This window comes from Stenotrophomonas mori, from assembly GCF_023556335.1.
GTDB lineage: Bacteria > Pseudomonadota > Gammaproteobacteria > Xanthomonadales > Xanthomonadaceae > Stenotrophomonas > Stenotrophomonas mori.
This window is the reverse complement of sequence record NZ_JAIKTS010000001.1, coordinates 944,353-968,630: the sequence shown is the minus strand read 5'-3', so window position 1 is coordinate 968,630 and position 24,278 is coordinate 944,353. Positions and strand designations below refer to the sequence as shown.

Sequence of the window (24,278 nt, the reverse complement as noted above, 5' to 3'; positions counted from 1 at the left end):
GGGCCGCCGCCGCGCGGCCCGGCTGTCCCGCGGCCGCCGCCGGGCGCGCCGTCCCATTCCCTTTACGCCACGACCAAGCCAACGCCATGAACGACCGTACCCCCGCGCCGCCGCCCCCCGCCGACGAGAACAGCCTCATCGCCGAGCGCCGCGCGAAACTCGCGGCGTTGCGTGCGCAGGGCGGCGCCTACCCGAACGACTTCCGCCGTGCGCACTTCGCCGCCGGGCTGCAGGAAGAGTTCGCCGACGCCGCTACCTGGACCGCCGAGGCGCTGGAAGCCTCCGGCCGCTGCGTGAAGATGGCCGGCCGGCTGATGGCCAAGCGGGTGATGGGCAAGGCCAGCTTCGCCCAGATCCAGGACGAATCCGGGCGCATCCAGCTGTTCCTGCAGGCCACGGCGCTGGACGAGGCCTATGCCGCGTTCAAGGGCTGGGACGTGGGCGACATCATCGCCGTCGAGGGCGGGCTGACCCGCACCCGGACCGGCGAGCTGTCGGTCAAGGCGACCTCCATCCGGCTGTTGACCAAGTCGCTGCGTCCGTTGCCGGACAAGTGGCATGGCCTGGCCGACGTCGAGCAGCGCTACCGCCAGCGCTACGTGGACCTGATCGTGACCCCGGAGTCGCGCGCGGTGTTCGTCAAGCGCTCGCGGATCATCCGCGCCATGCGCGCCTGGCTGGACGCACGCGACTTCCTGGAAGTCGAAACGCCGATGATGCACTACATCCCCGGCGGCGCCACGGCCAAGCCGTTCACCACCCACCACAATGCGCTGGACCTGGACCTGTACCTGCGGGTGGCGCCGGAGCTGTATCTCAAGCGGCTGGTGGTCGGTGGCCTGGAACGGGTGTACGAGATCAACCGCAATTTCCGCAACGAAGGCGTCAGCACCCGCCACAACCCGGAATTCACCATGATGGAGCTGTACGAGGCCTACGCCACGTACACCGAGGTGATGGACCTGACCGAGGGCGTGATCCGCGACGTCGCCCGCGAGGTGCTGGGCACCACCGTGGTGGAGTGGGACGGGGCGACGATCGATCTCGGGCCGCGCTTCCGGCGCTGGCGCATGGACGAGGCGGTGTGCCACCACAACCCGGAGATCAGCGCCGCCGACTGCACCGACCGCGAGGCGCTGCTGGGCCACTGCGAGCGGCTGAAGATCCGCGTCAAGCCGGGCTGGGGCTGGGGCAAGCTGCTGCTGGAGATCTTCGAGGCCACGGTCGAACACACGCTGGTGCAGCCGACCTTCATCACCGACCACCCGGTGGAGGTGTCGCCGCTGGCCCGCGCCAGCGACGACGCGCCGGGCTACACCGACCGCTTCGAGCTGTTCGTCAACGGCAAGGAGCTGGCCAACGGCTTCTCCGAGTTGAACGACCCGGAGGACCAGGCCGCACGCTTCCAGGCCCAGGTGGCGGCCAAGGACGGCGGCGACGACGAGGCCATGCACTACGACGCCGACTACATCCGCGCCCTGGAGTACGGCATGGCCCCGACCGGCGGCCTGGGAATCGGCATCGACCGGCTGGTCATGCTGCTTACCGGCAGCAGCTCGATCCGCGATGTGCTGCTGTTCCCGTACATGCGCCCGGAGGCCTGACCGCCGCACCTGCGGTGAAGGCTTCGTGACGGCCCGGCATCGCGAAGTGTGCGCCGGTGTGTTGCAGGGCCGCCGCCCGGCGGTTGATGATGCGGTGTCCGCCGGACCCTGCCCGTCGCGGTCCGGTGGCGGCACGCGGCGCCCATGCCGCGCATGCTCGTTCCGGCAACGGCGTTTCATCGGACAGACAGTCACATGCGCTTGGAAATCGTCATCGTCGATGACCAGACATCGGCCCGCAGCATGGTGCGGCATGTGCTGGAGGACATCTCGCCGGAGCTGGGGGTGCACGACTTCGCCGACCCGCGCGAGGCGCTGGCCTGGTGCCAGGCGCACGAGACCGACCTGCTGCTGCTCGACTACCGCATGCCCAACATGGACGGGCTGGAGTTCGCGCAGCGTTTCCGGCGGCTGCCGGGCAACCGCGACGTCCCGATCGTGCTGATCACCGTGGTCGGCGATGAGCCGCTGCGGCAGAGCGCGCTGGAAGCGGGGATCATCGACTTCCTGGTCAAGCCGATCCGGCCGCGCGAGCTGCGGGCGCGCTGCAACAACCTGCTGCAGCTGCGCCGCCACAGCCAGAGCGCGCGGCAGCGGGCGTTGTCCCTGGAGCAGCGGCTGCTGGCGAGCATGCACGAGGTCGAGGAGCGCGAACGCGAGACCCTGTCGCGGCTGGCGCGTGCGATCGAGTACCGCGACGCCGGTACCAGCGCCTACCTGGAGCGGATGGCGCACGTCGCCGGCCTGATTGCCGACGAACTGGGCCTGCCGCCGGAGGAGGTGCGCACCATCGAGATGGCCGCGCCGCTGCACGACATCGGCAAGATCGCCATTCCCGACGCCATCCTGCTCAAGCCGGGCAAGCTGGACGAGGCGGAAATGGCGGTCATGCGCAGCCACCCGCGCATCGGCCACGAGCTGCTCAGCGGCAGCAACAACCGCTTCATCCAGCTGGGCGCCACCATCGCCCTGCGCCACCACGAGCGCTTCGACGGCAGTGGCTACCCCGGTGGACTGGCCGGCGAGGCGATTCCGCTGGAGGCGCGGATCGTCGCGGTGGCCGACGTGTTCGACGCGCTGCTGTCGCCGCGGCCCTACAAGGAGGCCTGGACGATGGATGCGGCGCTGGCCTATCTGTACGTGCAGCGCGGCCGGCTGTTCTGCCCGCGCTGCGTGGATGCGCTGCTGCAGGCCCGGGAGCGCCTGGAGCAGGTGTGCGCCCGCTACTCGGCCGGCTTCCCGCGGCCGGAGGCCTGAGGTGGCGAGCGTCGTGGCCCGGCTCCGGCAGCGCCTGCGGCAACGCGGGGACAGCGAGCATGCGCAGGCGTTCGTGCGCATCGTGATGATCGCGTTGATCCTGTGCTACGTGCTGTTGTCGGCCGGGCGCTGGGACCTGCCGCCGGCGCAGCTGCGGCTGGTGATCACCCTGATCCTGATCGCGCAGGGGCTGTCACTGGCGTTGATGGGCTGGTTGCTGTGGAAGCCCGGGCGCTCGGACCTGCGCCGCATCCTGGGGATGGTCGACGATTACGCGCTGATGGCCGCGGCGATGAGCACCATCGGCGAACCGATGGCCTGCATCTACGTGGTGGTGATGTGGGTGACGGTCGGCAACGGCATGCGCTTCGGCAACCGCTACCTGATGCTGGCGGTGGCTATGGCGACGCTCAGCTTCGGCGTCACCCTGGCGTTGAGCGACTACTGGCAGCGCAACCTGGGCCTGGGCATCGGCCTGCTGGTCGGGCTGGCCGCGATCCCGCTGTATTTCTCCAGCCTGCTGCGGCAGCTGACCCGGGCGATGGCCGAGGCGCGCCGCGCCAGCGATGCCAAGAGCCGCTTCCTGGCCAACATGAGCCACGAGTTCCGCACGCCCTTGAACGGCCTGTCGGGCATGACCGAGCTGCTGGCCACCACCCGCCTGGACGAGGAGCAGCGCGAATGCCTCGGCACCATCCAGGCGTCGGCGCGCACCCTGCTGGCGCTGGTGGAGGAGGTGCTGGACATCTCCGCCATCGAGGCCGGCAAGCTGCGGGTCACGGCGCAGGACTTCTCGCTGGCCGAGCTGATCCAGTCGATCGGCCAGATCCTGGCGCCGCAGGCGCGCGCCAAGCAGCTGGACTACCAGGTGTTCGTCGAGGCCGGGGTGCCCGATGCGCTGCAGGGCGATGTCGGCCACCTGCGCCACATCCTGCTCAACCTGGCCGGCAATGCGGTCAAGTTCACCGACCACGGCGGGGTGGAGATCCGGGTGGCGGCCGGCCCGGCGGCCGCGGATGCACCGCTGCCGGTGCGCTTCGAGATCCTCGACACCGGCATCGGCGTGGCGCCCTCGCTGCGGCCGCGGCTGTTCGAGGCCTTCGAGCAGGCCGATGCATCGATGGCCCGGCGTCACGAGGGCACCGGCCTGGGCACCACGATCGCCCGCAGCCTGGCACAGGCGATGGGCGGCGAGATCGGCTACCGCGAGAACCTGCCGGCCGGCAGCTGCTTCTGGGTCGAGCTGCCGCTGGGACGGGCGGTCGGCTGCCCGGGTCAGGCGCAGGAGGGGGCGGCCGGGGAGGGGGGTACCCTGGAGGAGGCCGGCAACGTCATCGCCTTTGCCGACCCGTTCCGGCGCCACCGCGCGCGGGTGCGCAGCCTGGAGGTGCTGGTGGCCGACGACCACGAGGCCAACCGCATGGTGCTGCAGCGGCTGTTGCAGAAGGCCGGCCACCGGGTGGTGTGCGTGCAGGGCGCCGAGGACGCGCTGGATGCATTGGCCGCACGCGACTTCGACGTGGCGATCACCGACCTGCACATGCCGGGCATGAGCGGACTGGACCTGCTCAAGCAGCTGCGGGTGATGCAGGCCGGTGGCGGCCCGCGCACGCCGGTGGTGATCCTCAGCGCCGACGTCACGCCCGAGGCGATCCAGCGCTGCGACCAGGCCGGGGCCTATGCGTTCATGGCCAAGCCGGTGGTGGCGGCGCGGCTGCTGGAGACCATGGCGGACATCGCCGGCGGCGTTCCGGTGGCAGCTGGCGACATGGCCACGGTGATCGCCGCGGTACCGGCCGGTGATGCCGTGCTCGATACCGGTGTGCTGGACGAGCTGGCCGCGCTGGGCATGGGCCAGGGCTTCGAACGCGAATTCGTGCGCCAGTGCCTGGACGACCTGGACGCGGGGATCGGCGCGTTGCCCGATGACGCGCAGCATGCGCGCTGGAGCCTGTTGCGCGAGCACGCCCATGCGGTCAAGGGCGTGGCGGCCAACCTGGGCTTGTTGACGGTCGCCCGCCAGGCCGGCGAGCTGATGCACAGGGCCGACTGGCAGCTCAAGGAGGACTGGGCGGTCCTGCATGCGCGGCTCCAGGCCGCGTTGCAGGACGGCCACCGAGCGCTGGCGGCGCGCGCCCAGGGGCGCACGCCGTCGCACGACGACGTGACCGGCTGAGCCGCACCGCCGCGCCCGCATTCCTCAAGCGCGCACCTGGCCGCTGCGCCGGGTCTGGGCCTTGACCAGGCGGTCCATGGTGCGCAGCGACTTCTCGTCCAGCGCCAGCGCGGCATCGACCCACACCCGGGTGATGTCCAACAGTTCCTGGTAGTCGACCCGGTGCGAGATGCCGCGCACCGCGTTCATCGCCAGGTACGACTGCGGGATGCGCTGCTGCTGGCGGATCAGGTCGTTCACCGCCTGCTCGCCCTGGCCGCGCGGCACCAGGAGGTCGACGACCCCCAGGGCATGCATCTCCTCGGCCGAATGCACCCTGCCTTCCAGGATGATGCGCTCGGCCAGCCGCGGCGAGACCCGGCGGCTCAGGAAGTTGTAGGCGCCCATGCCCGGGAACAGGCCGAACAGCACTTCCGGCAGCCCCATGCCCACGCCTTCCTCGGCGACGATGGTGTGGCAGGACAGCGCCATTTCCAGGCCGCCGCCGAGCGCATCGCCCTGCAGCAGCGCGATGGTGCGGAAGCTGCCGTCGAGCCCGGCATGGAAGCGGTACACGCCGTCGATGCAGCTGCGCGCGTAGCGCAGCAGGCCGTCGCCGTCGCGGGCGCGGATCAGCGCGGAGAACACATCCAGGTCGCCGCCCAGGTTGAAGGCGTCGGCGGCCGAGGCCAGCACAAGGTGGCGCAGGCGGGTGGGCCGGGCGCGGCAGTCGCCGGTGATGCCGTCCAGGTAGGCGTGCATCTCGGTCATCAACGGCTTGCGGAAGCAGGGCCGGATGCCCGGGGCGGTGTCGGCGTGCATGTGCAGCCAGTGCACATCGGCGGCGGCATCGTCGTGGACGCGGATGGTGGCGTAGGGGGAAGCGGGGGTGCGGACAGGCCGCAGTTCGATCGCACTCATGGACGGGATCCTGGCAGAAGGCCCGCAGAGTCGGAGGCGTGGGCGGCGGGCCGGTCGCTGGCACTCCGCGATCCTACACGCGGCACCGGTACCGTGAATGCGCGAAGGCCCCGCCGTCGCCGGCGGGGCCTTCATTGTGTGCCGCAGGCCTCGCGCGGGCGGCGGCCGGGGTCAGTCCGGGGCGGGGGCGTCGCGCAGTTCGCGGCGCAGGATCTTGCCGACGTTGCTCTTGGGCAGCTCCTTGCGGAACTCGACGATGCGCGGGTGCTTGTAGCCGGTGAGGTTGGCGCGCGCGAACTCCTTGACCTGCTCCTCGGTCAGGCCTGGATCCTTGCGGACGATCACCACCTTGACCACTTCGCCGGACTTCTCGCTGGGAACGCCCACCGCGGCCACCTCCAGGACGCCGGGCATCATCGCGATCACGTCCTCGACCTCGTTCGGATACACGTTGAAACCGGACACCAGGATCATGTCCTTCTTGCGGTCGACGATGTAGAAGAAGCCCTTCTCGTCCATCCGCGCCATGTCGCCGGTATGCAGCCAGCCCTCGGCGTCCATCGCCTTGGCGCTCTCGTCGGGACGGTGCCAGTAGCCCTTCATCACCTGCGGGCCGCGGATGCACAGCTCGCCGACCTCGCCGACCGCGACGATGTTGCCGTCGTCGTCCTTCACGCAGGCGTCGGTAGAGGGGATCGGCAGGCCGATGGCGCCGTTGTATTCGGCCAGGTCCAGCGGATTGATGCAGGCCGCCGGCGAGGTCTCGGTCAGCCCGTAGGCCTCCACCAGGGTGGTGCCGGTCACCTTCTTCCAGCGCTCGGCAACCGCCCGCTGTACCGCCATGCCGCCGCCCAGGGTGACCTTGAGCGCCGAGAAGTCGACGTCCTCGAACCCGGGCGTGTTGAGCAGGCCGTTGAACAGCGTATTGACGCCGGTGATGGCGGTGAAGCGGGTGCCCTTGAGCTCCTTGACGAAGCCCTTCATGTCGCGCGGATTGGTGACCAGGTGGTTCAGGCCGCCCAGTTTCATGAAGACCAGGCCGTTCGCCGTCAACGCGAAGATGTGGTACAGCGGCAGTGCGGTGATGATCACCTCCTCGCCGGGCTTGACCCCGGACGCGGCGATCCACGCCGAGGCCTGCTGCATGTTGGCCACCAGGTTGCGGTGGGTGAGCATCGCGCCCTTGGCGACCCCGGTGGTGCCGCCGGTGTACTGCAGGAAGGCGATGTCGTCGTGGTTCACCTCCACCGCCGGCAGCGGGTGCCGGGCGCCCAGCCGCAGCGTCTCGCGGAAGCGCACCGCGCCCTTGATGCGGTAGTCGGGCACCATCTTCTTGATGTAGCGGAGCACGAAGTTGACGATCGGCCCCTTGGGGAAACCGAGCAGGTCGCCCAGGCCGGTGGTGATCACCTGCCGGACCGGGGTGTCGGCGATGACCTGCTGCACGGTGTCGCCGAAGTTGTCCACCACCACCAGTACCGAGACCCCGGCGTCCACCAGCTGGTGCTTCAGCTCGCGCGCGGTGTAGAGAGGGTTGACGTTGACCACGGTCAGGCCGGCACGGAGGATGCCGAAGGTGACGATGGGATACTGCAGGCAGTTGGGCATCATCACCGCCACGCGGTCGCCCTTCTTCAGCTGCAGTTCGCCCAGCAGGTAGGCGGCGAACCGCGAGACCAGCGCATCGGCTTCACCGTAGGTCAGCACCTTGCCGAAATTGGAGTAGGCGGGACGGTTGCGGAACTTGGCCACGGACGCATCGAACACCGCCGCCACGGAGCGGAATTCTTCGACGTCGATCTCGGCCGGCACGCCGGCGGGATAACTCTGCAGCCAGGGACGCTCCTGATTCATCTTCCCCTCCAGGAATTGGATGTGGTCTAGTGGATGGCACCGGACGTCCGGCGACGACGCCCCTCGTCCGCAGCATACCGTCCAGAATGGAAAAGGCGAAGGGAGAGATGATCCGATCGATGCGGGCGTTGGCAGGGCTGGTGCTGCTTGTCCTGGCGCTGGGCGGCTGTGCCCGGCAGCCGCCGGAACAGCGCCTGCGCGAGACGATCGCGCAGATGCAGGCGGCGGTGGAACAGGGCCGGCCCAAGGTGTTCATGGCGGCCGTGGCCGGCGACTTCATCGGCAACGACGGCCTCGACCATGACGGGCTGGGGCGGTTGCTGCGCGGGCAGTTGCTGCTCAATGCCCGCGTGGGCGCGCGGACCGGGCCATTGACGGTGGAGATGGGGGAGGGCGCGACCGCGACGGTCCGCTTCACGGTCCTGCTGACCGGTGGCGATGGCGGCCTGTTGCCCGAGCGCGGACGCCTGCAGCGGGTGGTCAGCCACTGGCGCGAGAACGAAGGCCGCTGGCAGCTCTACAGCGCCACCTGGAGTGACGGGTAGCGGCTGCACCTCGCCGCAGGGGGAGGGCGGCCGTCCTGCTGTCCGGTGGCAAGGCCTCGTCCAGGCCGTGGACGGCACTGGACGCTCCAGCGCCTTTTCGCCGCCTTGCATCGGATCCTCCCTCGTTCCTGCAGCGCAGTGCCTCGCCCCGCCGCGCATGAAACGGCATGCCGGCCGCGGGCCGCTGCCGTACCGGGGAGCCCTCCGCCCGACGCGGTACCTGCACGGCGCCGGCCGGGCATTCCATGATTCCTCTTGGTGGGAGGAGGCCGTCCCGCCGGGCACGGTGCGGATTCAGGCCATTCCAGGTGACCTCCCGCACGGCCTGTCTGCCGGCGGGTGGCGCCTGCGCGGGCCCTACGCCGCGGGCCGTGGGGCGCGGCTGCGATGAACGCCTGGACAGATAGATGAATGGAGACCCTCGCGACGGCCGCGTCGTCATCCGCCAATCGCGCCGGGCTGTTTATGCTGCGGGCGTGATCCACGCTGGCACGCGCATCCCTAGAAGGAGATTCCCGATGAGTACCCGTACCGTTGTCCGCAACCTTTCCATCGGCCTGGTCGCCGCCGCCGTGTTGTCGGCCTGCGCCAGCGGCGGCTCCTATGTGCAGAGCGACCCCTACGGCAATCCGACCCAGCAGCAGAACCGCACCGGCAAGGGAGCCCTGATCGGCACCGCCATCGGTGTTGCCGCCGGCCTGCTCAGCGGCGACAGCGCCACCGAGCGGCGCCAGCGCGCGATGGTCGGCGCCGGCATCGGCGCACTCAGCGGCGCCGCGGTCGGCAACTACCAGGACCGCCAGGAGCGCGCCCTGCGCGAGCGCACCGCCAATACCGGCATCGACGTGCAGCGCCAGGGCGACAACATCACCCTGAACCTGCCCGATGGCATCACGTTCGATTTCAACAAGACCACCCTCAAGCCGCAGTTCTACGGCGCCCTCAATGGCGTGGCCTCGACCCTGTCCGAGTACAACCAGACCATGATCGAGGTGGTGGGCCATACCGACAGCATCGGCACCGACGCGGTGAACAACCGCATCTCCAAGGAGCGTGCGGACGCGGTGGCGGCCTACCTCAGCGCCCAGGGCGTGCAGCGTGAGCGCATCGAGACCCTCGGCGCTGGCAAGAACTACCCGGTCGCCGACAACAGCACCGATTACGGCCGCGCGCAGAACCGCCGCGTCGAGATCCGGGTGATCCCGCTGCGCTCGTGACCCGACCGTAGTTCCTGTCTGGAAGGAGCCGCGCAAGCGGCTCTTTCCTTTTGCGGAGTTCCCCAGGGAGCCCGGCCCCGGCGCGGATGATGATCCGTGATCGCCAGACAGGTCCACATAAAGCGGGACTCGGGCTGCCCGGGCGTGCGCTGTCCTGCCGTGCCGGCCGGCGAGGCCCCGCTCTACACGTGAGGAGAGCGGCCGCACTGTAGCGCCGGGCCGCGCCCGGCGGGGCCTGGTCGGCAATGCCCAAGCGGGGCGGGGCCCCGCTCTACAAGAGAGGCGGGTAGCTGTTCTGTAGCGGCGGGGCCTGGCCGGTAATGCGGCCGCCAGCTATGCGGGGAGTCTTGGGGGAAAGCCGGCGCTGCTCCGTGACCGGGGCTGATCGGTGTCTCCGCCGGCTGCCCAGGAGTGCTCCGGGGCGGCCGCCGTGCGGCTCAGGCCAGGTCGTCGGCGACCACCACGCTGTTGCGGCCGCTGCCCTTGGCCAGGTAGAGCGCGGCATCGGCGCGCGAGAACCAGTCCTGCCAGTACTTCTCCCCGGCATACATGGCCGCGCCCAGGGAGATGGTGATGCCGCCGCCGGGGCCGTGCAGCGACTGCTGGACCGACTGGCGCAGGCGCTCGGTGAAGCGAGCCAGCGCATCGCGGTTGCCGGCCTCGGCCAGCACCACGAATTCCTCGCCGCCGAAGCGGAACACCTTGTCCTGTTCGCGCAGCTCGCTCCGCAGGATCGCCGCCAGTTCGATCAGGGCGTTGTCGCCGGCGGTGTGCCCGTAGCGGTCGTTGACGTCCTTGAAATGGTCGATGTCCAGGATCACCAGCGCATGCCGGAAACGTCCCTGGCGGGTGCTGACGATCTGCTGTGTCAGGGTCTTCTCCAGTGCGCGGCGATTGGGCAGCCCGGTGAGTTCGTCCAACGAGGCCAGCAGCTCCAGTCGCGTGCGGTCGCCGTGCATGCGCCGCGAGAACCGGAAGCCGAAGCCGAGGATCAGGCCGATCACCGCCAGCGCCTGCAGGTCCGGCGCCGGGGAGCGCAGCACGCCGGGCAGGGCCAGCAGGCCGGCGACCATCGCCAGGTTGGCGGGTGTCGCGATGCGGTTGGGGACCAGGAAGAAATTGACCATCAGCACCAGCAGCGACCAGGGCAGGGCGCTGGCCCCCAGGATGGCGGCGGACAACAGGCAGCCGGCGACATGGGCCAGGCACAGCAGCAGGCCGGCGCGCGAAAGCCGTACGGCGCGGCGATGGGACAGCCACGTCGCGGCCGCGGCGGGTGCGGCACAGGCCAGTGCCGCCAGTGCCCAGCCCGTTCGCCCATGCCAGGCCAGCCAGCCGGCGAAGACCAGCAATGCCAGCGTGGCCACCGGCGCAATGGTGCGCAGCGGCACGCTGCGCAGCTCGCGGGGCAGCGAAGGGATCGTCGGGGGGCCGGCAGGGGGTTTCATGGCAGGCCACCATAGTAAGCCGGCTTGGTCCGCTCGGCTGCGCAGCCGGCTGGCCAAGCCGCGACCGTGGGGCAGGACAGCTGCAGACCCCTGGCTTCCGGCCCATCCGTCGGCGCTGCCGCGGTGCTAGATTCGCCCGAGGTCGGCGAGGGTGCCGGCCACTTTCTACCCAGGATGAGGGGAAACCATGACCGTCCGATGCGCCACCTTGTCCACGGCGCTTGCCGTGACCGCCACCGTCCTGCTGGGCAGCGCCCCCGCCCGCGCCGAGTATGCGCGGCCACCGGCGGAGCTGCAGCGCGTGTTGACCGCGCCGCCGCCGCCGATGCCCAGCGTCGATCCCACCGGCAGGCGCCTGCTGCTGACCACCAGCCAGACCTATCCGTCCATCGCCCGCGTCGCCCGGCCCTACCTCAAGCTGGCCGGCCTGCGCCTGGAGCCGCAGAACCGCAGCCGCCACGACACCCAGGGCGGCTACGGCATTCCCGCATGCATGGTTGACTTCACCCTGGTGGACATCGCCAGCGGCGCGCAAACCCGCGTGCCGCTGCCTGCGGATGCCTGCGCCGGCAGCGCCCTGTGGTCACCGGACGGCCAGCGCTTCGCCTTCCAGAACGTCACCGCCGATTCGGTGCAGCTGTGGGTGGGCGAGGCCGCCAGCGGCCAGGTCCGCCAGGTCGCCGGCGCACGCCTGAACCCCATGTTCGGCAGCACCGTGCAGTGGCTGGACGGCGGCAGCCGGCTGCTGGTCAAGCTGGTACCTGAGGGACAGGGCCCGGCGCCGGCCGGCGACGACGTGTATGGCCCGGACGTGCAGGAGTCCCTCGGTGCCAAGGGCGAGAGCAGCACCTACGAAACCCGCGATACCCTGGCCAGCGAGCATGACGAACGCCTGTTCGCCTACTACGGCCAGTCGCAGCTGGCGGTGGTCGAGGCGGTATCCGGCAAGGTCAGCCCGGTCGGTGCGCCGCGACTGTACAACGACGTCAACGGCGCGCCCGACGGCGTGCACGTGCTGACCGAGACCCTCAAGCCGCCGTTCTCGCATGCGGTCACCTACCCGCGCTTCGCCTACGACGTGGACGTGCTCGATGTGGCCACCGGCAAGAGCGTACGCATCGCCTCGCTGCCGCTGGCCGAGCGCGTGCCGGTGCACGGCGTGCCGGAGGGCCCGCGCGATTTCGACTGGCGCGCCACCGACCCGGCCACGCTGGTGTGGGCCGAGGCACTGGACAAGGGCGACTGGAATGTCGACGTGCCGCAGCGCGACAGGCTGATGCTGCAGTCCGCGCCGTTCACCGCCGCGCCGCGCGAGATCGGCCGCACCACCCAGCGCTATGCCGGCTTCGACTGGACGGCGCAGCCGCAGCGCAGCTTCCTCAGCGAATACGACGAGAACCGCCACTGGCGCCAGACCCGCATCGTCGACATCGACAATCCGACGCGGGAAGCGCGCCTGCTGTGGGACCTGTCCAGCGACGAGCTGTACGGTGATCCCGGCAACTTCGTCTACCGGCGCCTGCCCAGCGGCGCCTACGTGGTACGCGAGGAGGACGGCAAGGTGTTCCTGCGTGGGCAGGGCAGCTCGCCGCAGGGCGACCGTCCGTTCCTCGACCGCCTGGACCTGGCCACGCTCACCAGTGAGCGCCTGTTCCGCAGTGCCACCGACGCCTACGACCAGTTCCTCGGTTTCACCGCCGAACCGGGCCGCTACCTCACCTGGCACCAGTCGGTGATCGACCCGCCCAATGCCTGGCTGCGCGAACTGGGTGCGCGCGACGCCACGGCCCGTGAGGGCGAAGCGCAATACGCCGCCGAAGGCCGCGCGCTGACCCGCCTCGTCGACCCGACCCCGGAAGTGCGGCAGATCCAGAAGCGGCTGGTCACCTACAAGCGCGCCGACGGCATCGACCTGTCCTTCACCCTGTATACCCCGCCGGGCTACCGGGAAGGCCAGCGCCTGCCGGCGATTCTGTATGCCTATCCCGCGGATTTCGCCAGCAGCGCACAGGCCGGGCAGGTGTCCGGCTCGCAGCAGACCTTCACCCGCCTGGCACCGTACCGGCTGATGCTGCTGGCCGGCTACGCGATCATCGACAACGCCTCGTTCCCCATCGTCGGCGATCCCAGAAGCGCCTACGACACCTACCTGGAACAGCTCACCGCCGACGCCAGGGCCGCGGTGGACAAGGCGGTGGAACTGGGCGTGGTGGACCGCAACCGCATCGGCGTCACCGGCCACAGCCACGGTGGCCTGATGACCGCCAACCTGATCGCCCACACCGACCTGTTCAAGGCCGGCGTGGCCACCAGCGGCTCGTACAACAAGACCTTCACCCCGTTCGGCTTCCAGAACGAGCGCCGCTCGGTCTGGCAGGCGCAGGACGTGTACCTGAAGGCCTCGCCGTACTTCTACGCCGACAGGATCAAGCTGCCGCTGCTGCTGGTGCATGGCGAGGACGATGCCAACCCCGGCACCGAACCGTTCCAGTCGCGCAAGCTCTACCAGGCCATCCGCGGCAACGGCGGCACCACCCGGCTGGTGATGCTGCCGCACGAACCGCACTGGTACACCGCGCTGGAGTCCAACGAACAGCTGGTGGCCGAGATGCTGGCCTGGTTCGACCGCTACGTGAAGAACGCGCCGGCGCAGGCCAAGTGAGCTGGTGATGCGTTGACTCGGCAACACGAAGAAGCCCGCGCGAGCGGGCTTCTTGTTTCCGTGGATGCCCTCCGAAATGACCGGCCGCCCGCCCATCCTGTGCGTTCGCGGGGCAGTGGAAGGAAATCACGGACATCGACTATTCCAGCGTGATCGGTGCTGGCGACATCGCAAGCACTACCCGGGACTTGAATGTGCCGATCGCCAGCCTGTTCCAGCACAGGCTCCTGCGCAAGGAAACCCTGGCGCAGATGACGTCGGCCGTGGGGTGCGGCTGGGCAGGGGGCTGGCGGAGTTCACGTACGGGGAGAGCCGTTTCCTGGGCCATGCTGGCGATGCGCCGGGCTCCCATTCGCGCGTCATCTACAACCCAGAGGATCGGGGGGCGATCGCGTATTCGACCACTGACGATCGCATCCCGACGAATGCCTTCCTGGAAACCCTCGTGGGCATCGTCTACGGCGGCGGCTTCACGTTGTCAGGTAGCCGCCTGTTGTCCGCACGCCACTTCACGACGCGGTTCGACGCCGCTGTGGTGAGCATGGGGATCGTCGCTGTCTGACCTGCAAGGACGCCCGCAAAGAACATGGCCTTCCCGGGGGAAGGCCATGCCGGGGTGACGCGAGGAGGTTCCTCCGGGATGGGAACCGGGGGCGATCAGCCGAGGATGCCCGGCAGGTCCAGCCCCTTCTCCTTCGCACATTCGATGGCGATGTCGTAGCCGGCGTCGGCGTGACGCATGACGCCGGTGCCGGGGTCGTTCCACAGCACGCGGGCGATGCGCTGGTCGGCGGCCTCGCTGCCGTCGCAGACGATGACCACGCCGGAGTGCTGGCTGTAGCCCATGCCGACGCCGCCGCCGTGGTGAAGGCTCACCCACGTCGCGCCGCCGGCGACGTTGAGCAGGGCGTTGAGCAGCGGCCAGTCGGATACGGCGTCGCTGCCGTCCTTCATCGCTTCGGTCTCGCGGTTGGGCGAGGCGACGCTGCCGCTGTCCAGATGGTCGCGGCCGATCACGATGGGCGCGCTCAGTTCGCCGTTGCGGACCATTTCGTTGAACGCGAGGCCGAGCTTGTGGCGCAGGCCCAGGCCGACCCAGCAGATGCGCGCGGGCAGGCCCTGGAAGCTGATACGCTCGCGCGCCATGTCCAGCCAGCGGTGCAGGTGCGGGTCGTCGGCGATGAGTTCCTTGACCTTGGCGTCGGTCTTGTAGATGTCCTCCGGGTCGCCGGACAGTGCCACCCAGCGGAACGGGCCGATGCCGCGGCAGAACAGCGGGCGCACGTAGGCCGGCACGAAGCCGGGGAAGTCGAAGGCGTTCTCCAGGCCCTCGTCGAAGGCCATCTGGCGGATGTTGTTGCCGTAGTCCACGGTCGGGATGCCGGCCGCATGGAAGGCGAGCATGGCGTCCACGTGCACGCGCATGGCGGCCTTGGCGGCGTCGCGCACCTTCTCCGGGTTGGCCTTCTGTTCGGCGAGCCACTGCTCCACCGTCCAGCCGATCGGCAGGTAGCCGTGCACCGGGTCATGCGCGCTGGTCTGGTCGGTGACGCAGTCCGGGCGCACGCCGCGGCGCATCAGTTCGGGCAGGACCTCGGCGGCGTTGCCTAGCAGCGCGATCGACTTCGCCTCGCCGGCGGCGGTGTACCTGGCGATGCGCGCCAGCGCGTCGTCGATGTCGCTGGCCTGTTCGTCCACGTAGCGGGTGCGCAGGCGGAAGTCGATGCTGCTCTGGCGGCATTCGATGGTCAGGCTGCTGGCGCCGGCCAGCGAGGCGGCCAGCGGTTGCGCGCCGCCCATGCCGCCGAGGCCGGCGGTGAGGATCCACTTGCCGGCCAGGCTGCCGTTGTAGTGCTGGCGGCCCATCTCGACGAAGGTCTCGTAGGTGCCCTGCACGATGCCCTGCGAGCCGATGTAGATCCACGAGCCGGCGGTCATCTGGCCGTACATCATCAGGCCCTTCTTATCGAGCTCGTTGAAGTGCTCCCAGTGGGCCCAGTGCGGTACCAGGTTGGAATTGGCGATCAGTACGCGCGGCGCGTCGGGATGGGTGGGGAACACGCCGACCGGCTTGCCCGACTGCACCAGCAGGGTCTGGTTGTCGTCCAGGCGCCTGAGGGTTTCCAGGATCCTGTTGTAGCTTTCCCAGTCGCGCGCGGCGCGGCCGATGCCACCGTAGACCACCAGCGATGCCGGGTCCTCGGCGACGTCGGCGTCGAGGTTGTTCTGCAGCATGCGGAATGGCGCTTCGGTCTGCCAGGACCTGCAGTTGAGCGTGGCGCCGCGCGGCGCGCGCGGGTGGCGGGACGGGTCGTGACGGGTGTTCATGCTTCTGCTCCTGGTGAAGCGCCCGTACCTGGCTGTGCGGGCTTTTGCGGGGGATTCGCACGCATGGCGAAATCGAGGCAGGCGCTGAGCACCTGCCGCAAGGTGTTGCGCACCGGGGCCGCGTGCTGGGGATCGTAGGGCGTGGGCCAATGCTGCTCGTCCACCTCGGCCGGCGTCGGTTCGTGCATGTAGCCGCGGCAGGCCAGCTCCATCTGCAGGGTGTGCACGCCGCCGGGAATATCGCTGTAGTGGCGGGTGATCCAGCCGCCCTTGAAGCGGCCGTTGCGCACATGGGTCAAGCCGCTCAGGGCGCAGAGGTTCTCGACCACGTCGGTCAGCGCGTTGTCGCAGGCGGTGTCCGGCTCGCCGGTGGGGCCGGCGCTGCCGATGTTGAACTGCGGTAGTTCGCCGTCGAACAGGTGCGGGATACGCGAGCGGATCGAGTGCGCGTCGTAGACCACCACGACCGGGTGCCGCCGGCGCAGGCGGACGATCTGCGCGGCGAGCGCGGCGTGGTAGGGCGCGAAATAGGTGTCGCGCCGGCGCGCGGTCTCGGCCGCGTCCGGTTCGTGGCCGGTGCGGTACAGCGGCTGGTTGTCGAAGGTGGTGGTCGGGCACAGGCCGGTGGTGTTCTGGCCGGGATACAGCGAGACGCCGGACGGATCGCGGTTGACGTCGATCACCGAGCGCGAGAGCGCGGTGCGCACGGTGCTGGCGCCGAGGTCGCGGGCGAAGGCGTACAGCTCGTGCACCCACCAGTCGGCATCGCGCCGCGCCAGCCAGGGCGAGACGAAGCTGTCGGCGATCCCGGCGGGCAGTTCGGTGCCGGTATGCGGGAAGCTGACGATCAGCGGGGCGTCGCCTTCATGGATCTGGAGCCAGTCGGGAAGGGTGTTCATCTGCGTATCTCCGCAGCGTGTGGAAAGGTGGACCGGGACCGGCGGGGCGGGTCCCGGGGAAGCACGGCCTGGGACTAGCGGGTTTCCACCTGCGGCAAGACGCTGCCCAGCCCGCGGGCGAGGGCGCCGTCGCGCACCAGCGTGGTGGCGGCGACCATGTCCGGGTGGAAGTAGCGGTCGTCCTGCAGCGTCGGTACCTGCGCGCGCACGGTGGCACGCACCTGCTCCAGCGCGTCGCTGGAGCGCAGTGGAGCGTGGAAGTCACAGCCCTGTGCGGCGGCCAGCAATTCGATGCCGATGATGTTCGCCGCGTTCTCGGCCATCGCCAGCAGGCGGCGCGCGCCGTGCGCGGCCATCGACACGTGGTCCTCCTGGTTGGCCGAGGTCGGGATCGAGTCGACGCTGGCAGGGTAGGCGCGCTGCTTGTTCTCCGACACCAGCGCCGCGGCGGTGACCTGCGGGATCATGAAGCCGGAGTTCAGGCCCGGCTTCGGGGTGAGGAAGGCGGGCAGGCCGGACAGCGCCGGATCGACCAGCATCGCCGTGCGCCGTTCGCTGATCGAGCCGATCTCGCAGACCGCCATGGCCAGCATGTCGGCGGCGAAGGCCACCGGCTCGGCATGGAAGTTGCCGCCGCTCAGCGCCTCGCCGGTATCGGTGAACACCAGCGGGTTGTCGGACACGCCGTTGGCCTCGATTTCCAGCGTGGTCGCGGCCTGGCGGATGACGTCGAACGCCGCGCCCATCACCTGGGGTTGGCAGCGCAGGCAGTACGGGTCCTGCACGCGCACGTCGTTGTCGCGGTGCGATTCGCGGATCGCCGAGCCGGTCATCAGGGTGCGCAGTGCGGCCGCGGTGGCGATCTGTCCGGGCTGGCCGCGGATGCTGTGGATGCGTGGGTCGAACGGGGTATCCGAGCCCTTGGCCGCCTCCACCGACAGCGCGCCGGTGACCAGCGCGGCCTGGAACACGGTCTCGATCTCGAACAGCCCGGCCAGCGCATAGGCGGTGGAGTACTGGGTACCGTTGAGCAGCGCCAGGCCTTCCTTCGCGCCGAGCACCAGCGGTTCCAGCCCGGCCTGGCCGAGCGCCTGCCCGGCGGGCAGGCGCACGCCGCCGGCGAAGGCCTCGCCGACGCCGATCATCACGCTGGCCAGGTGCGACAGCGGGGCGAGGTCGCCGGAGGCGCCGACCGAGCCCTGGCTGGGCACCACGGGCACCACGTCCTTCTGCAGCATGGCCTCGAGCAGCGCCAGCGTCTGCGGGCGGATGCCCGATGCGCCCTGCGCCAGGCTGGTGAGCTTGAGCGCCATCATCAGCCGCACCACGCTGGCCGGCATCGGCTCGCCGACGCCGGCGGCATGCGAGAGCACGATGTTGCGCTGCAGGGTTTCCAGGTCCTCGCGCTCGATGCGCACACTGGCGAGCTTGCCGAAGCCGGTATTGATGCCGTACACCGGCGCGCCCTTGGCGACGATGGCTTCGACCACCTGCGCGCTGCGCAGCACGGCGGCCTGCGCCGATTCGTCCAGGCGCACACCGGCGCCGCGGTAGACCTGGCGCCATTGGGCCAGCGGAACGTGGCCGGGACGAAGCACGAGGGGGGAATTCATCGGGTTACTCCAGTGATGGATTGACGTGGCAAGAAAGCGGTTTCCGGCGACCGACAGGGGCGGGGCGCCGGTGGAGAGCAGCGCTGCGGGCCGTCGCCTTCAGGACGGAGAGGGCCGCAGCAGGCGCGCCGGGGCCGGCGCCACCGGGCCCACCGGGCCGCGCCGGCGCTGTCGTCCCGGCGGACACAGCGCGTCCGGTGCCGCTGTGCGGGAGGGCAGGGGCGTACCGCGGGTCATGCCGGCTCGCCGCGGAACACGCGCGCATGCAGCGGGTTGAAGCCCATGCGGTAGACCAGGTCGGCCGGAGCATCGATGTCCCAGATCGCCAGATCGCAGTCCAGGCCGGCGGCGAGCCGGCCGATGCGTCCATGGCGGCCGAGCGCGCGTGCCGCTTCGCGGGTGAAGCCGGCAATGCATTCGTCCACGGTCAGGCGGAACAGGGTGGCGCCCATGTTCATCGCCAGCAGCGGGCTGGTCAGCGGCGAGGTGCCGGGGTTGCTGTCGGTGGCCAGGGCCAGCGGCACACCGGCCGCACGCAGCTGCCGGATCGGCGGCACGGTGGTGTCGCGGGTGAAGTAGAACGCGGCCGGCAGCAGCACGGCGACGGTGCCGGCCGCGCGCATCGCGGCGATGCCGGCGGCGTCCAGGTGCTCGATATGGTCGGCCGACAGCGCGCCGTGCTGCGCGGCCAGTTCAGCGCCATGCTGGTTGCTCAGCTGTTCGGCGTGGATCTTCACCGCCAGCCCGTGACGGCGCGCGGCCTCGAAGACCTGTGCGGCCTGCGCGCGCGAGAAGGCGATGTTCTCGCAGAACACGTCCACCGCCTCGGCCAGCCCTTCGACGGCGATGGCCGGGATCATGGTGTCGCAGACCTCGTCGATGTACTCCTGCGCCTGTCGCCCCGGCGGCACCGCATGCGCGCCCAGGAAGGTGGGGACCACCTCGACCCGGCGCAGCTGCGCCAGGTGTCGGGCCACGCGCAGCTGCTTGCGTTCGTCCTCCAGGCCCAGGCCGTAGCCGGACTTGATCTCCAGCGTGGTGACGCCCTCGGCCAGCATGGCGTCCAGGCGGGGCAGGGTGGCGGCGGTCAGGGTGTCGTCATCGGCGGCGCGGGTGGCCTGCACGGTGGAAACGATGCCGCCGCCGGCCCGGGCGATGTCGGCATAGCTGACGCCCTGCAGGCGCTGCTCGAACTCGTTGGCGCGGTTGCCGGCATAGACCAGGTGGGTGTGGCAGTCGACCAGACCGGGGCCGATCCAGCGGCCGCCGCAGTCGATCCGCCGGGCGGCCTCCAGGGCCGGTGCGGAGGCGGCGGGGCCGGCATGGAGGATGCGTCCGTCGCGGGCGGCGACGATGCCGTCGCGCACGGTGCCCAGGCCGCCGTCGGCAGCGTCGAGGGTCATCAGGTGGGCGTTGTGCCAGACCGTATCGCAGTGCATGTGCACCCTTCCGCGTTTATTTGTATATACAATAATCACCCCCAGCGGAGAGTGTCCAGTGATGGCGAACCCGGTTTCCAGGCCGGCCTGCTTCCAGGCCGCACAGGCCCTGCTGCCGCAGGGGTGGGCGCGCGACGTGCGCATCGAGTGCGCCGACGGCCGCATCGTGGCGGTGACCGCCGGTGCGGCGGCCGTTGCCGGCGCGCAGCCGCTGGGCACGGTGGTGCCGGGGCTGGGCAACCTGCACAGCCACGCCTTCCAGCGCGCGATGGCCGGGCTGACCGAGGTGGGCGGACGTTCGGGCGACAGCTTCTGGAGCTGGCGCGAGCTGATGTACCGCTTCCTGGACCGGATGGATCCGGACGATGTCCAGGCCGTGGCCGAGCAGGCCTACATGGAGATGCTGGAGTCGGGCTTCACCCGCGTGGGTGAATTCCACTACCTGCACCACGCGCCGGACGGGCGCCGCTACGCCGACCATGCGGCGATGGCTGGCCGGATCGCCGCGGCCGCGGAGGCCACCGGGCTGGGCCTGACGCTGTTGCCGGTGTTCTATGCGCACAGCGATTTCGGCGGTGCCGCGCCGCTGCCGGCGCAGCGCCGTTTCCTGCACGACATCGACGGCTTCGCCGCGCTGCTGGACGGCTGCCGGCAGGCGCTGAGCGGCCAGCCGGACGCGGTGCTGGGCCTGGCGCCGCACAGCCTGCGCGCGTGCACGCCGGAGGAGCTGCAGGCGCTGGTGGCACTGGCGCCGGGGCCGATCCACATCCACATCGCCGAGCAGCTGCGCGAGGTCGAGGCCTGCCTGGCCTGGAGCGGCCAGCGCCCGGTGCAGTGGCTGCTGGAGCATGCGCCGGTGGATGCGCGCTGGTGCCTGGTGCATGCCACCCACCTGCAGGACGCGGAGGTGCAGGGTATCGCCGCCAGCGGCGCGGTCGCCGGGCTGTGCCCGGTCACCGAGGCCAACCTCGGCGATGGCCTGTTTCCGATGCGTGCGTTCGTGCAGCATGGCGGCCGCTTCGGCGTCGGTTCCGATTCCAATGTGCTGATCGATGCGGCCGAGGAGCTGCGGCTGCTCGAGTACGGCCAGCGGCTGGCGCTGCGCGGCCGCAACGTGCTCTCGCCCGACGGGCTGTCCAGTGGCCGCTGGCTGTACCAGCAGGCGCAGGAGGGGGGCGCACAGGCACTGGGCGTTCCGGCCGGCCTGGCGGTCGGCGCACCGGCCGACCTGGTCGAGCTGGAGACCGGGCATCCGTCGCTGCAGGGCCGCGCCGACGATGCGCTGCTGGACAGCTGGGTGTTCGCCGCGCGCGGCGGTGCGGTGCGCGCGGTGTGGCGCAACGGCCGCCAATGGGTGGACGGAGGCCGCCATGTACACCGGGAGGCGGTGAGCGCGCGCTACCGCGCCACGCTGCAGCGGGTGCTGGGCTGAACGCATCGCCCGGTGCGGTGCCATGGCCACGCCGCCGGGGAACCGGGTGTACGGGGGCGGGCGGCTACAATGCCCCGGCATCGCTCCGCACCTGGTGCGCCTGCAGGGCTGCCTTCCAGGCCGCAGGCGCTGGCCCACGACGGACCGTGGACATGGTTCCCGGCCTTGGCAGGACACCCGATTGAAGAACAAGAAGGCGCCCAGTCTCAACCAGCGCATCCGTGGCGACATCGAGGGCCGCATCCTCAGTGGCGAGTGGGCGCCGGGGTTCCGCATCCCCTACGAGCACGAACTGATGGCGCAGTACGGCTGCTCGCGGATGACCGTGAACAAGGTGCTCACCGCACTGGCCGAGAGCGGCATGATCGAGCGCCGGCGCCGGGCCGGCTCGTTCGTCGCACGGCAGTCGCCACACCTGGAGCAGGTGGCGCTGGAGATTCCCGACATCGCCCTGGCGGTGGGCGAGCGCGGTCACCGCTACGGGTTCCGGTTGCTCGAGCGGCAGCAGCGCCGCGCCAACGCGGCGCTGCCCGAGGAGGTGCGGCTGGTCGACAGCGGCGAACTGCTGGCGCTGCGCTGCCTGCACCTGGCCGACGACCGCCCGCTGGCGCTGGAGCGGCGGCTGATCAATCCGCAGGCCGTTCCGGACACGCTGGCGGTGGATTTTTCGACCCATCCGCCCGGCAGCTGGCTGCTGCAGAACGTCTCCTGGACCCGGGGGCAGCACCGCATCAGCGCGGTGGCGGCCGATGCGGCCGAAGCGGCCCTGCTGCAGGTGCCGCTGGGCACCGCCTGCCTGGTGATCGACCGCGAGACCTGGCTCGGCGAGCAGCCCATCACCTGGGTCCGGCAGAAATTCCTTGGCGACGCCTACGACCTGATTGCTCGCTTCGCGCCCGGCGGGCGCTGAGCATTCGTCGCCGGAACCGCGCGGTTCCCGGCTCGCGGGGCGTGCTGGATGGGGCCGCGCCGGTGACGGCGGCGCAGCCGGTGCGGGGCCTCAGAGGGTGCGGCACTGGCGCCAGCGCACCGGCTCGCCGCTGCCCGGGCGCGGGTTGAGCTGGATGCGCGCGGTGCGCAGCGCCGGGTAGTGCTCGACTTCGCGACAGATCAGCGGCCAGGCGGTGGCATCGTCCACGCTGCGCTCCACCGACAGGGTCGAACGGGTCAGCCAGATGCCGCTGATGATGCCGGGGGTGCGTGCGAGCGCGCGCGAGACGGCCTGCTGGTAGCGCAGGAGGGTGGCGGGATCCGGGTCTTCCTCGAGGTGCTCGGCCGGCGTCGGCACCGGGGCATCGGCGGGGCGGGAGTGGGCCGCCGAGGGCACCGGTGCGGCGGCGCGGGAGGCGGCGGGTGCAGGAGCGCCCGGCACCACGGCCGCCGGCGTGGATGGACGGACCTGCTGGAACGCCCGCCAGGCGACACCGGCGACCAGGCCGACGGCGAGCGCGGCCAGGGCGGCGATCAGGGTCTGGCGCAGGGCCTGGCGACGGGCGATGCCGACCACCCGGGCACGGACGTCGTCGGCGACGCAGGGCGCGAGCAGTGGCCACAGCACCCGTCCATCCAGGACCTCGATGGCTTCCTCCGCGGCAGCCGCCAGACCGTCGCGCTCCACCCGGCCCTCGGTGATGAGGATGCCGCCGGTGGCACCGGTCAGGCGCAGCGCGGCGCCCAGGTCGCGGATCGCCGGCGCACCGATGCGGTAGGCGCGGCCATGCTTGCACGACAGCAGCCAGCGCCGGCCCTCGCGCTCCATCAGGAAGTCGCTGCTGGTGCCGCGGTCGCCGCGCTCGTGGCTGGCCGGCTCCGCCAGGCCGCGCTGTTCGACCATGGCGCGGCGCACGATCTGCGAGAACTCGCGCCAGCGCATGCCGGCAAGCGCGGCCAGGCCGTGGTGGGCTTCGGTCCGCCTGCGCTTGAACAGCCACAGCCAGGCGCAGGCCGGCGTCCAGACGAGCAGGGCGAGCAGCAGGATGACGATCCAGGAGGGCATGGGGACGACCGGGGCAGGCGCGGGGATGGAAAGGCGCCGTCCGTGGCCGCCAAGGATGCAAGCGTACGCCGGCGGCTCAGCCCGTGCCGGTGGGCCAGTAATGGCTGTCCGGTGTCGCCCGCGCGCCGAAGATGGCCTGGCCGACGCGGACCACCGTGGCGCCCTCCTCGATGGCGATCTCGAAGTCGCCGGACATGCCCATCGACAGGTCCTCCAGGCCGATGCCGTCCGGCGCCTCCTGGCGCAGCCGGTCGCGCAGCCCGCGCAGGCGCACGAAGCAGGCGCGCACCCGCTCGGCGTCCTCGGAGAACAGCGCCAGCGTCATCAGCCCGCGCACGCGCAGCGCACCGAAGCGCGGCAGCTCGCGCACGAAGGCCGGCACGTCGGCCGGCGCCAGGCCGTACTTGCTGTCTTCTTCGGAGGTGTTGACCTGCACGAACACGTCCAGGCTGCGCCCTTCCAGCTGCAGGCGGCGGTCCAGGGTCTCGGCCAGGCGCAGGCTGTCCAGCGCCTGGAACTCGCTGGCGAAGCGTGCCACCAGCTTGGCCTTGTTGGTCTGCAGGTGGCCGATCACCGACCACTGCAGGTCGTCCAGGTCCTGCATCGCCTCCCACTTGTGGTGCGCTTCCTGCACCTTGTTCTCACCGAGGAAGTGGCAGCCGGCGGCATGCGCCTGGCGGATGCGGGCTTCGTCGATGGTCTTGCTCACCGGCAGCAGGCGCACGCCGGCCGGGTCGCGGCCGGCACGCCGGCAGGCGGCGGCGATGCGCGCCTGGACCGCGGCAAGGTTGTGGCGGAAGTCGTCCACGGTCTCGGCGCGGGGATAGCGTCCATGCTGCTCGTGGCGGGTCGGGGTGTCCTGGGCCGGGGAGGGCATGGACGGTCTCCTGGAAACTGCAACGGGGGGC

At 70.6% G+C, this 24,278-nt stretch carries 18 protein-coding genes; 9 read left to right on the top strand and 9 right to left on the bottom strand.

Features of this window, described 5'->3' with window-relative positions:
* Positions 1–86 precede the first annotated feature (86 nt).
* The 3 genes from lysS (at position 87) to K5L01_RS04280 (ending at position 5,037) form a co-directional block, all read left to right on the top strand.
* A complete protein-coding gene (lysS, locus tag K5L01_RS04290; RefSeq protein ID WP_250062245.1) occupies positions 87–1,604 on the top strand; it encodes a lysine--tRNA ligase in 1,518 nt (505 codons plus the stop codon).
* A gap of 195 nt (positions 1,605–1,799) precedes the next feature.
* Entirely contained in the window at positions 1,800–2,861 is a 1,062-nt protein-coding gene (locus tag K5L01_RS04285) for a response regulator (protein ID WP_250062244.1), read from the top strand.
* A 1-nt stretch (position 2,862) separates the two neighbouring features.
* Entirely contained in the window at positions 2,863–5,037 is a 2,175-nt protein-coding gene (locus tag K5L01_RS04280; protein ID WP_250062242.1) for a response regulator, read from the top strand.
* Positions 5,038–5,061: 24 nt separating this feature from the next.
* On the opposite strand, the gene K5L01_RS04275 is transcribed toward K5L01_RS04280, so the two are convergent.
* Positions 5,062–5,937 (bottom strand): crotonase/enoyl-CoA hydratase family protein, encoded by an 876-nt coding sequence (locus tag K5L01_RS04275; RefSeq protein WP_250062240.1) that lies wholly within the window; start codon positions 5,935–5,937, stop codon positions 5,062–5,064.
* Positions 5,938–6,108: 171 nt separating this feature from the next.
* Entirely contained in the window at positions 6,109–7,791 is a 1,683-nt protein-coding gene (locus K5L01_RS04270; RefSeq protein WP_250062238.1) for a long-chain fatty acid--CoA ligase, read from the bottom strand.
* Positions 7,792–7,898: 107 nt separating this feature from the next.
* On the opposite strand from K5L01_RS04270, the gene K5L01_RS04265 reads away from it, so the two are divergent.
* The gene (locus tag K5L01_RS04265) at positions 7,899–8,336 is read left to right on the top strand and encodes a nuclear transport factor 2 family protein (RefSeq protein WP_250062236.1); all 438 of its coding nucleotides are present in this window, start codon (positions 7,899–7,901) and stop codon (positions 8,334–8,336) included.
* Positions 8,337–8,854: 518 nt separating this feature from the next.
* Positions 8,855–9,553: a YiaD family glycine zipper/OmpA-like lipoprotein gene (locus tag K5L01_RS04260; RefSeq protein ID WP_250062233.1), complete on the top strand. Its 699-nt coding sequence runs from the start codon at positions 8,855–8,857 to the stop codon at positions 9,551–9,553.
* A 437-nt stretch (positions 9,554–9,990) separates the two neighbouring features.
* Here K5L01_RS04260 and K5L01_RS04255 read toward each other — a convergent pair whose 3' ends face one another.
* Positions 9,991–11,001, bottom strand: a complete 1,011-nt coding sequence (locus K5L01_RS04255) for a GGDEF domain-containing protein (RefSeq protein ID WP_250062231.1) — start codon at positions 10,999–11,001, stop codon at positions 9,991–9,993.
* Positions 11,002–11,188: 187 nt separating this feature from the next.
* On the opposite strand from K5L01_RS04255, the gene K5L01_RS04250 reads away from it, so the two are divergent.
* Together K5L01_RS04250 and K5L01_RS04245 are read left to right on the top strand one after the other, a co-directional pair.
* Entirely contained in the window at positions 11,189–13,663 is a 2,475-nt protein-coding gene (locus tag K5L01_RS04250; RefSeq protein ID WP_250062229.1) for a S9 family peptidase, read from the top strand.
* Positions 13,664–13,739: 76 nt separating this feature from the next.
* The gene (locus K5L01_RS04245; RefSeq protein ID WP_250062227.1) at positions 13,740–14,225 is read left to right on the top strand and encodes a hypothetical protein; all 486 of its coding nucleotides are present in this window, start codon (positions 13,740–13,742) and stop codon (positions 14,223–14,225) included.
* 95 nt (positions 14,226–14,320) lie between these two features.
* Here the strand turns inward: K5L01_RS04245 and hutU are convergent, their stop codons facing one another.
* The 4 genes from hutU to hutI all read right to left on the bottom strand — a co-directional run bounded on the left by hutU (position 14,321) and on the right by hutI (position 19,942).
* Positions 14,321–15,991 (bottom strand): urocanate hydratase, encoded by a 1,671-nt coding sequence (gene hutU, locus K5L01_RS04240; protein ID WP_250062225.1) that lies wholly within the window; start codon positions 15,989–15,991, stop codon positions 14,321–14,323.
* On the bottom strand, positions 15,988–16,890 hold the full coding sequence (gene hutG / locus K5L01_RS04235; protein ID WP_250062223.1) for an N-formylglutamate deformylase: 903 nt from the start codon (positions 16,888–16,890) through the stop codon (positions 15,988–15,990). The genes hutU and hutG overlap by 4 nt, the downstream gene beginning before the upstream one ends.
* 74 nt (positions 16,891–16,964) lie before the next feature.
* Positions 16,965–18,503 carry a histidine ammonia-lyase gene (gene hutH, locus K5L01_RS04230; protein ID WP_250062221.1) on the bottom strand — a complete coding sequence of 513 codons (1,539 nt, stop codon included), beginning with the start codon at positions 18,501–18,503 and terminating at the stop codon, positions 16,965–16,967.
* A gap of 233 nt (positions 18,504–18,736) precedes the next feature.
* On the bottom strand, positions 18,737–19,942 hold the full coding sequence (gene hutI, locus K5L01_RS04225) for an imidazolonepropionase (RefSeq protein ID WP_250062219.1): 1,206 nt from the start codon (positions 19,940–19,942) through the stop codon (positions 18,737–18,739).
* Between the two features lie 61 nt (positions 19,943–20,003).
* Here hutI and K5L01_RS04220 point away from each other — a divergent pair, with 61 nt between their 5' ends.
* Both K5L01_RS04220 and hutC read left to right on the top strand, forming a co-directional pair.
* Complete coding sequence (locus K5L01_RS04220) at positions 20,004–21,374, top strand: formimidoylglutamate deiminase (RefSeq protein WP_250062217.1); 1,371 nt, start codon at positions 20,004–20,006, stop codon at positions 21,372–21,374.
* A 181-nt stretch (positions 21,375–21,555) separates the two neighbouring features.
* Positions 21,556–22,284: a histidine utilization transcriptional repressor HutC gene (gene hutC / locus K5L01_RS04215; protein ID WP_250062215.1), complete on the top strand. Its 729-nt coding sequence runs from the start codon at positions 21,556–21,558 to the stop codon at positions 22,282–22,284.
* Positions 22,285–22,374: 90 nt separating this feature from the next.
* Here hutC and K5L01_RS04210 read toward each other — a convergent pair whose 3' ends face one another.
* On the bottom strand, positions 22,375–23,370 hold the full coding sequence (locus K5L01_RS04210; protein WP_250062213.1) for a restriction endonuclease: 996 nt from the start codon (positions 23,368–23,370) through the stop codon (positions 22,375–22,377).
* A gap of 76 nt (positions 23,371–23,446) precedes the next feature.
* Positions 23,447–24,247 (bottom strand): YggS family pyridoxal phosphate-dependent enzyme, encoded by an 801-nt coding sequence (locus K5L01_RS04205; RefSeq protein WP_250062211.1) that lies wholly within the window; start codon positions 24,245–24,247, stop codon positions 23,447–23,449.
* Between the last annotated feature and the right edge of the window lie 31 nt (positions 24,248–24,278).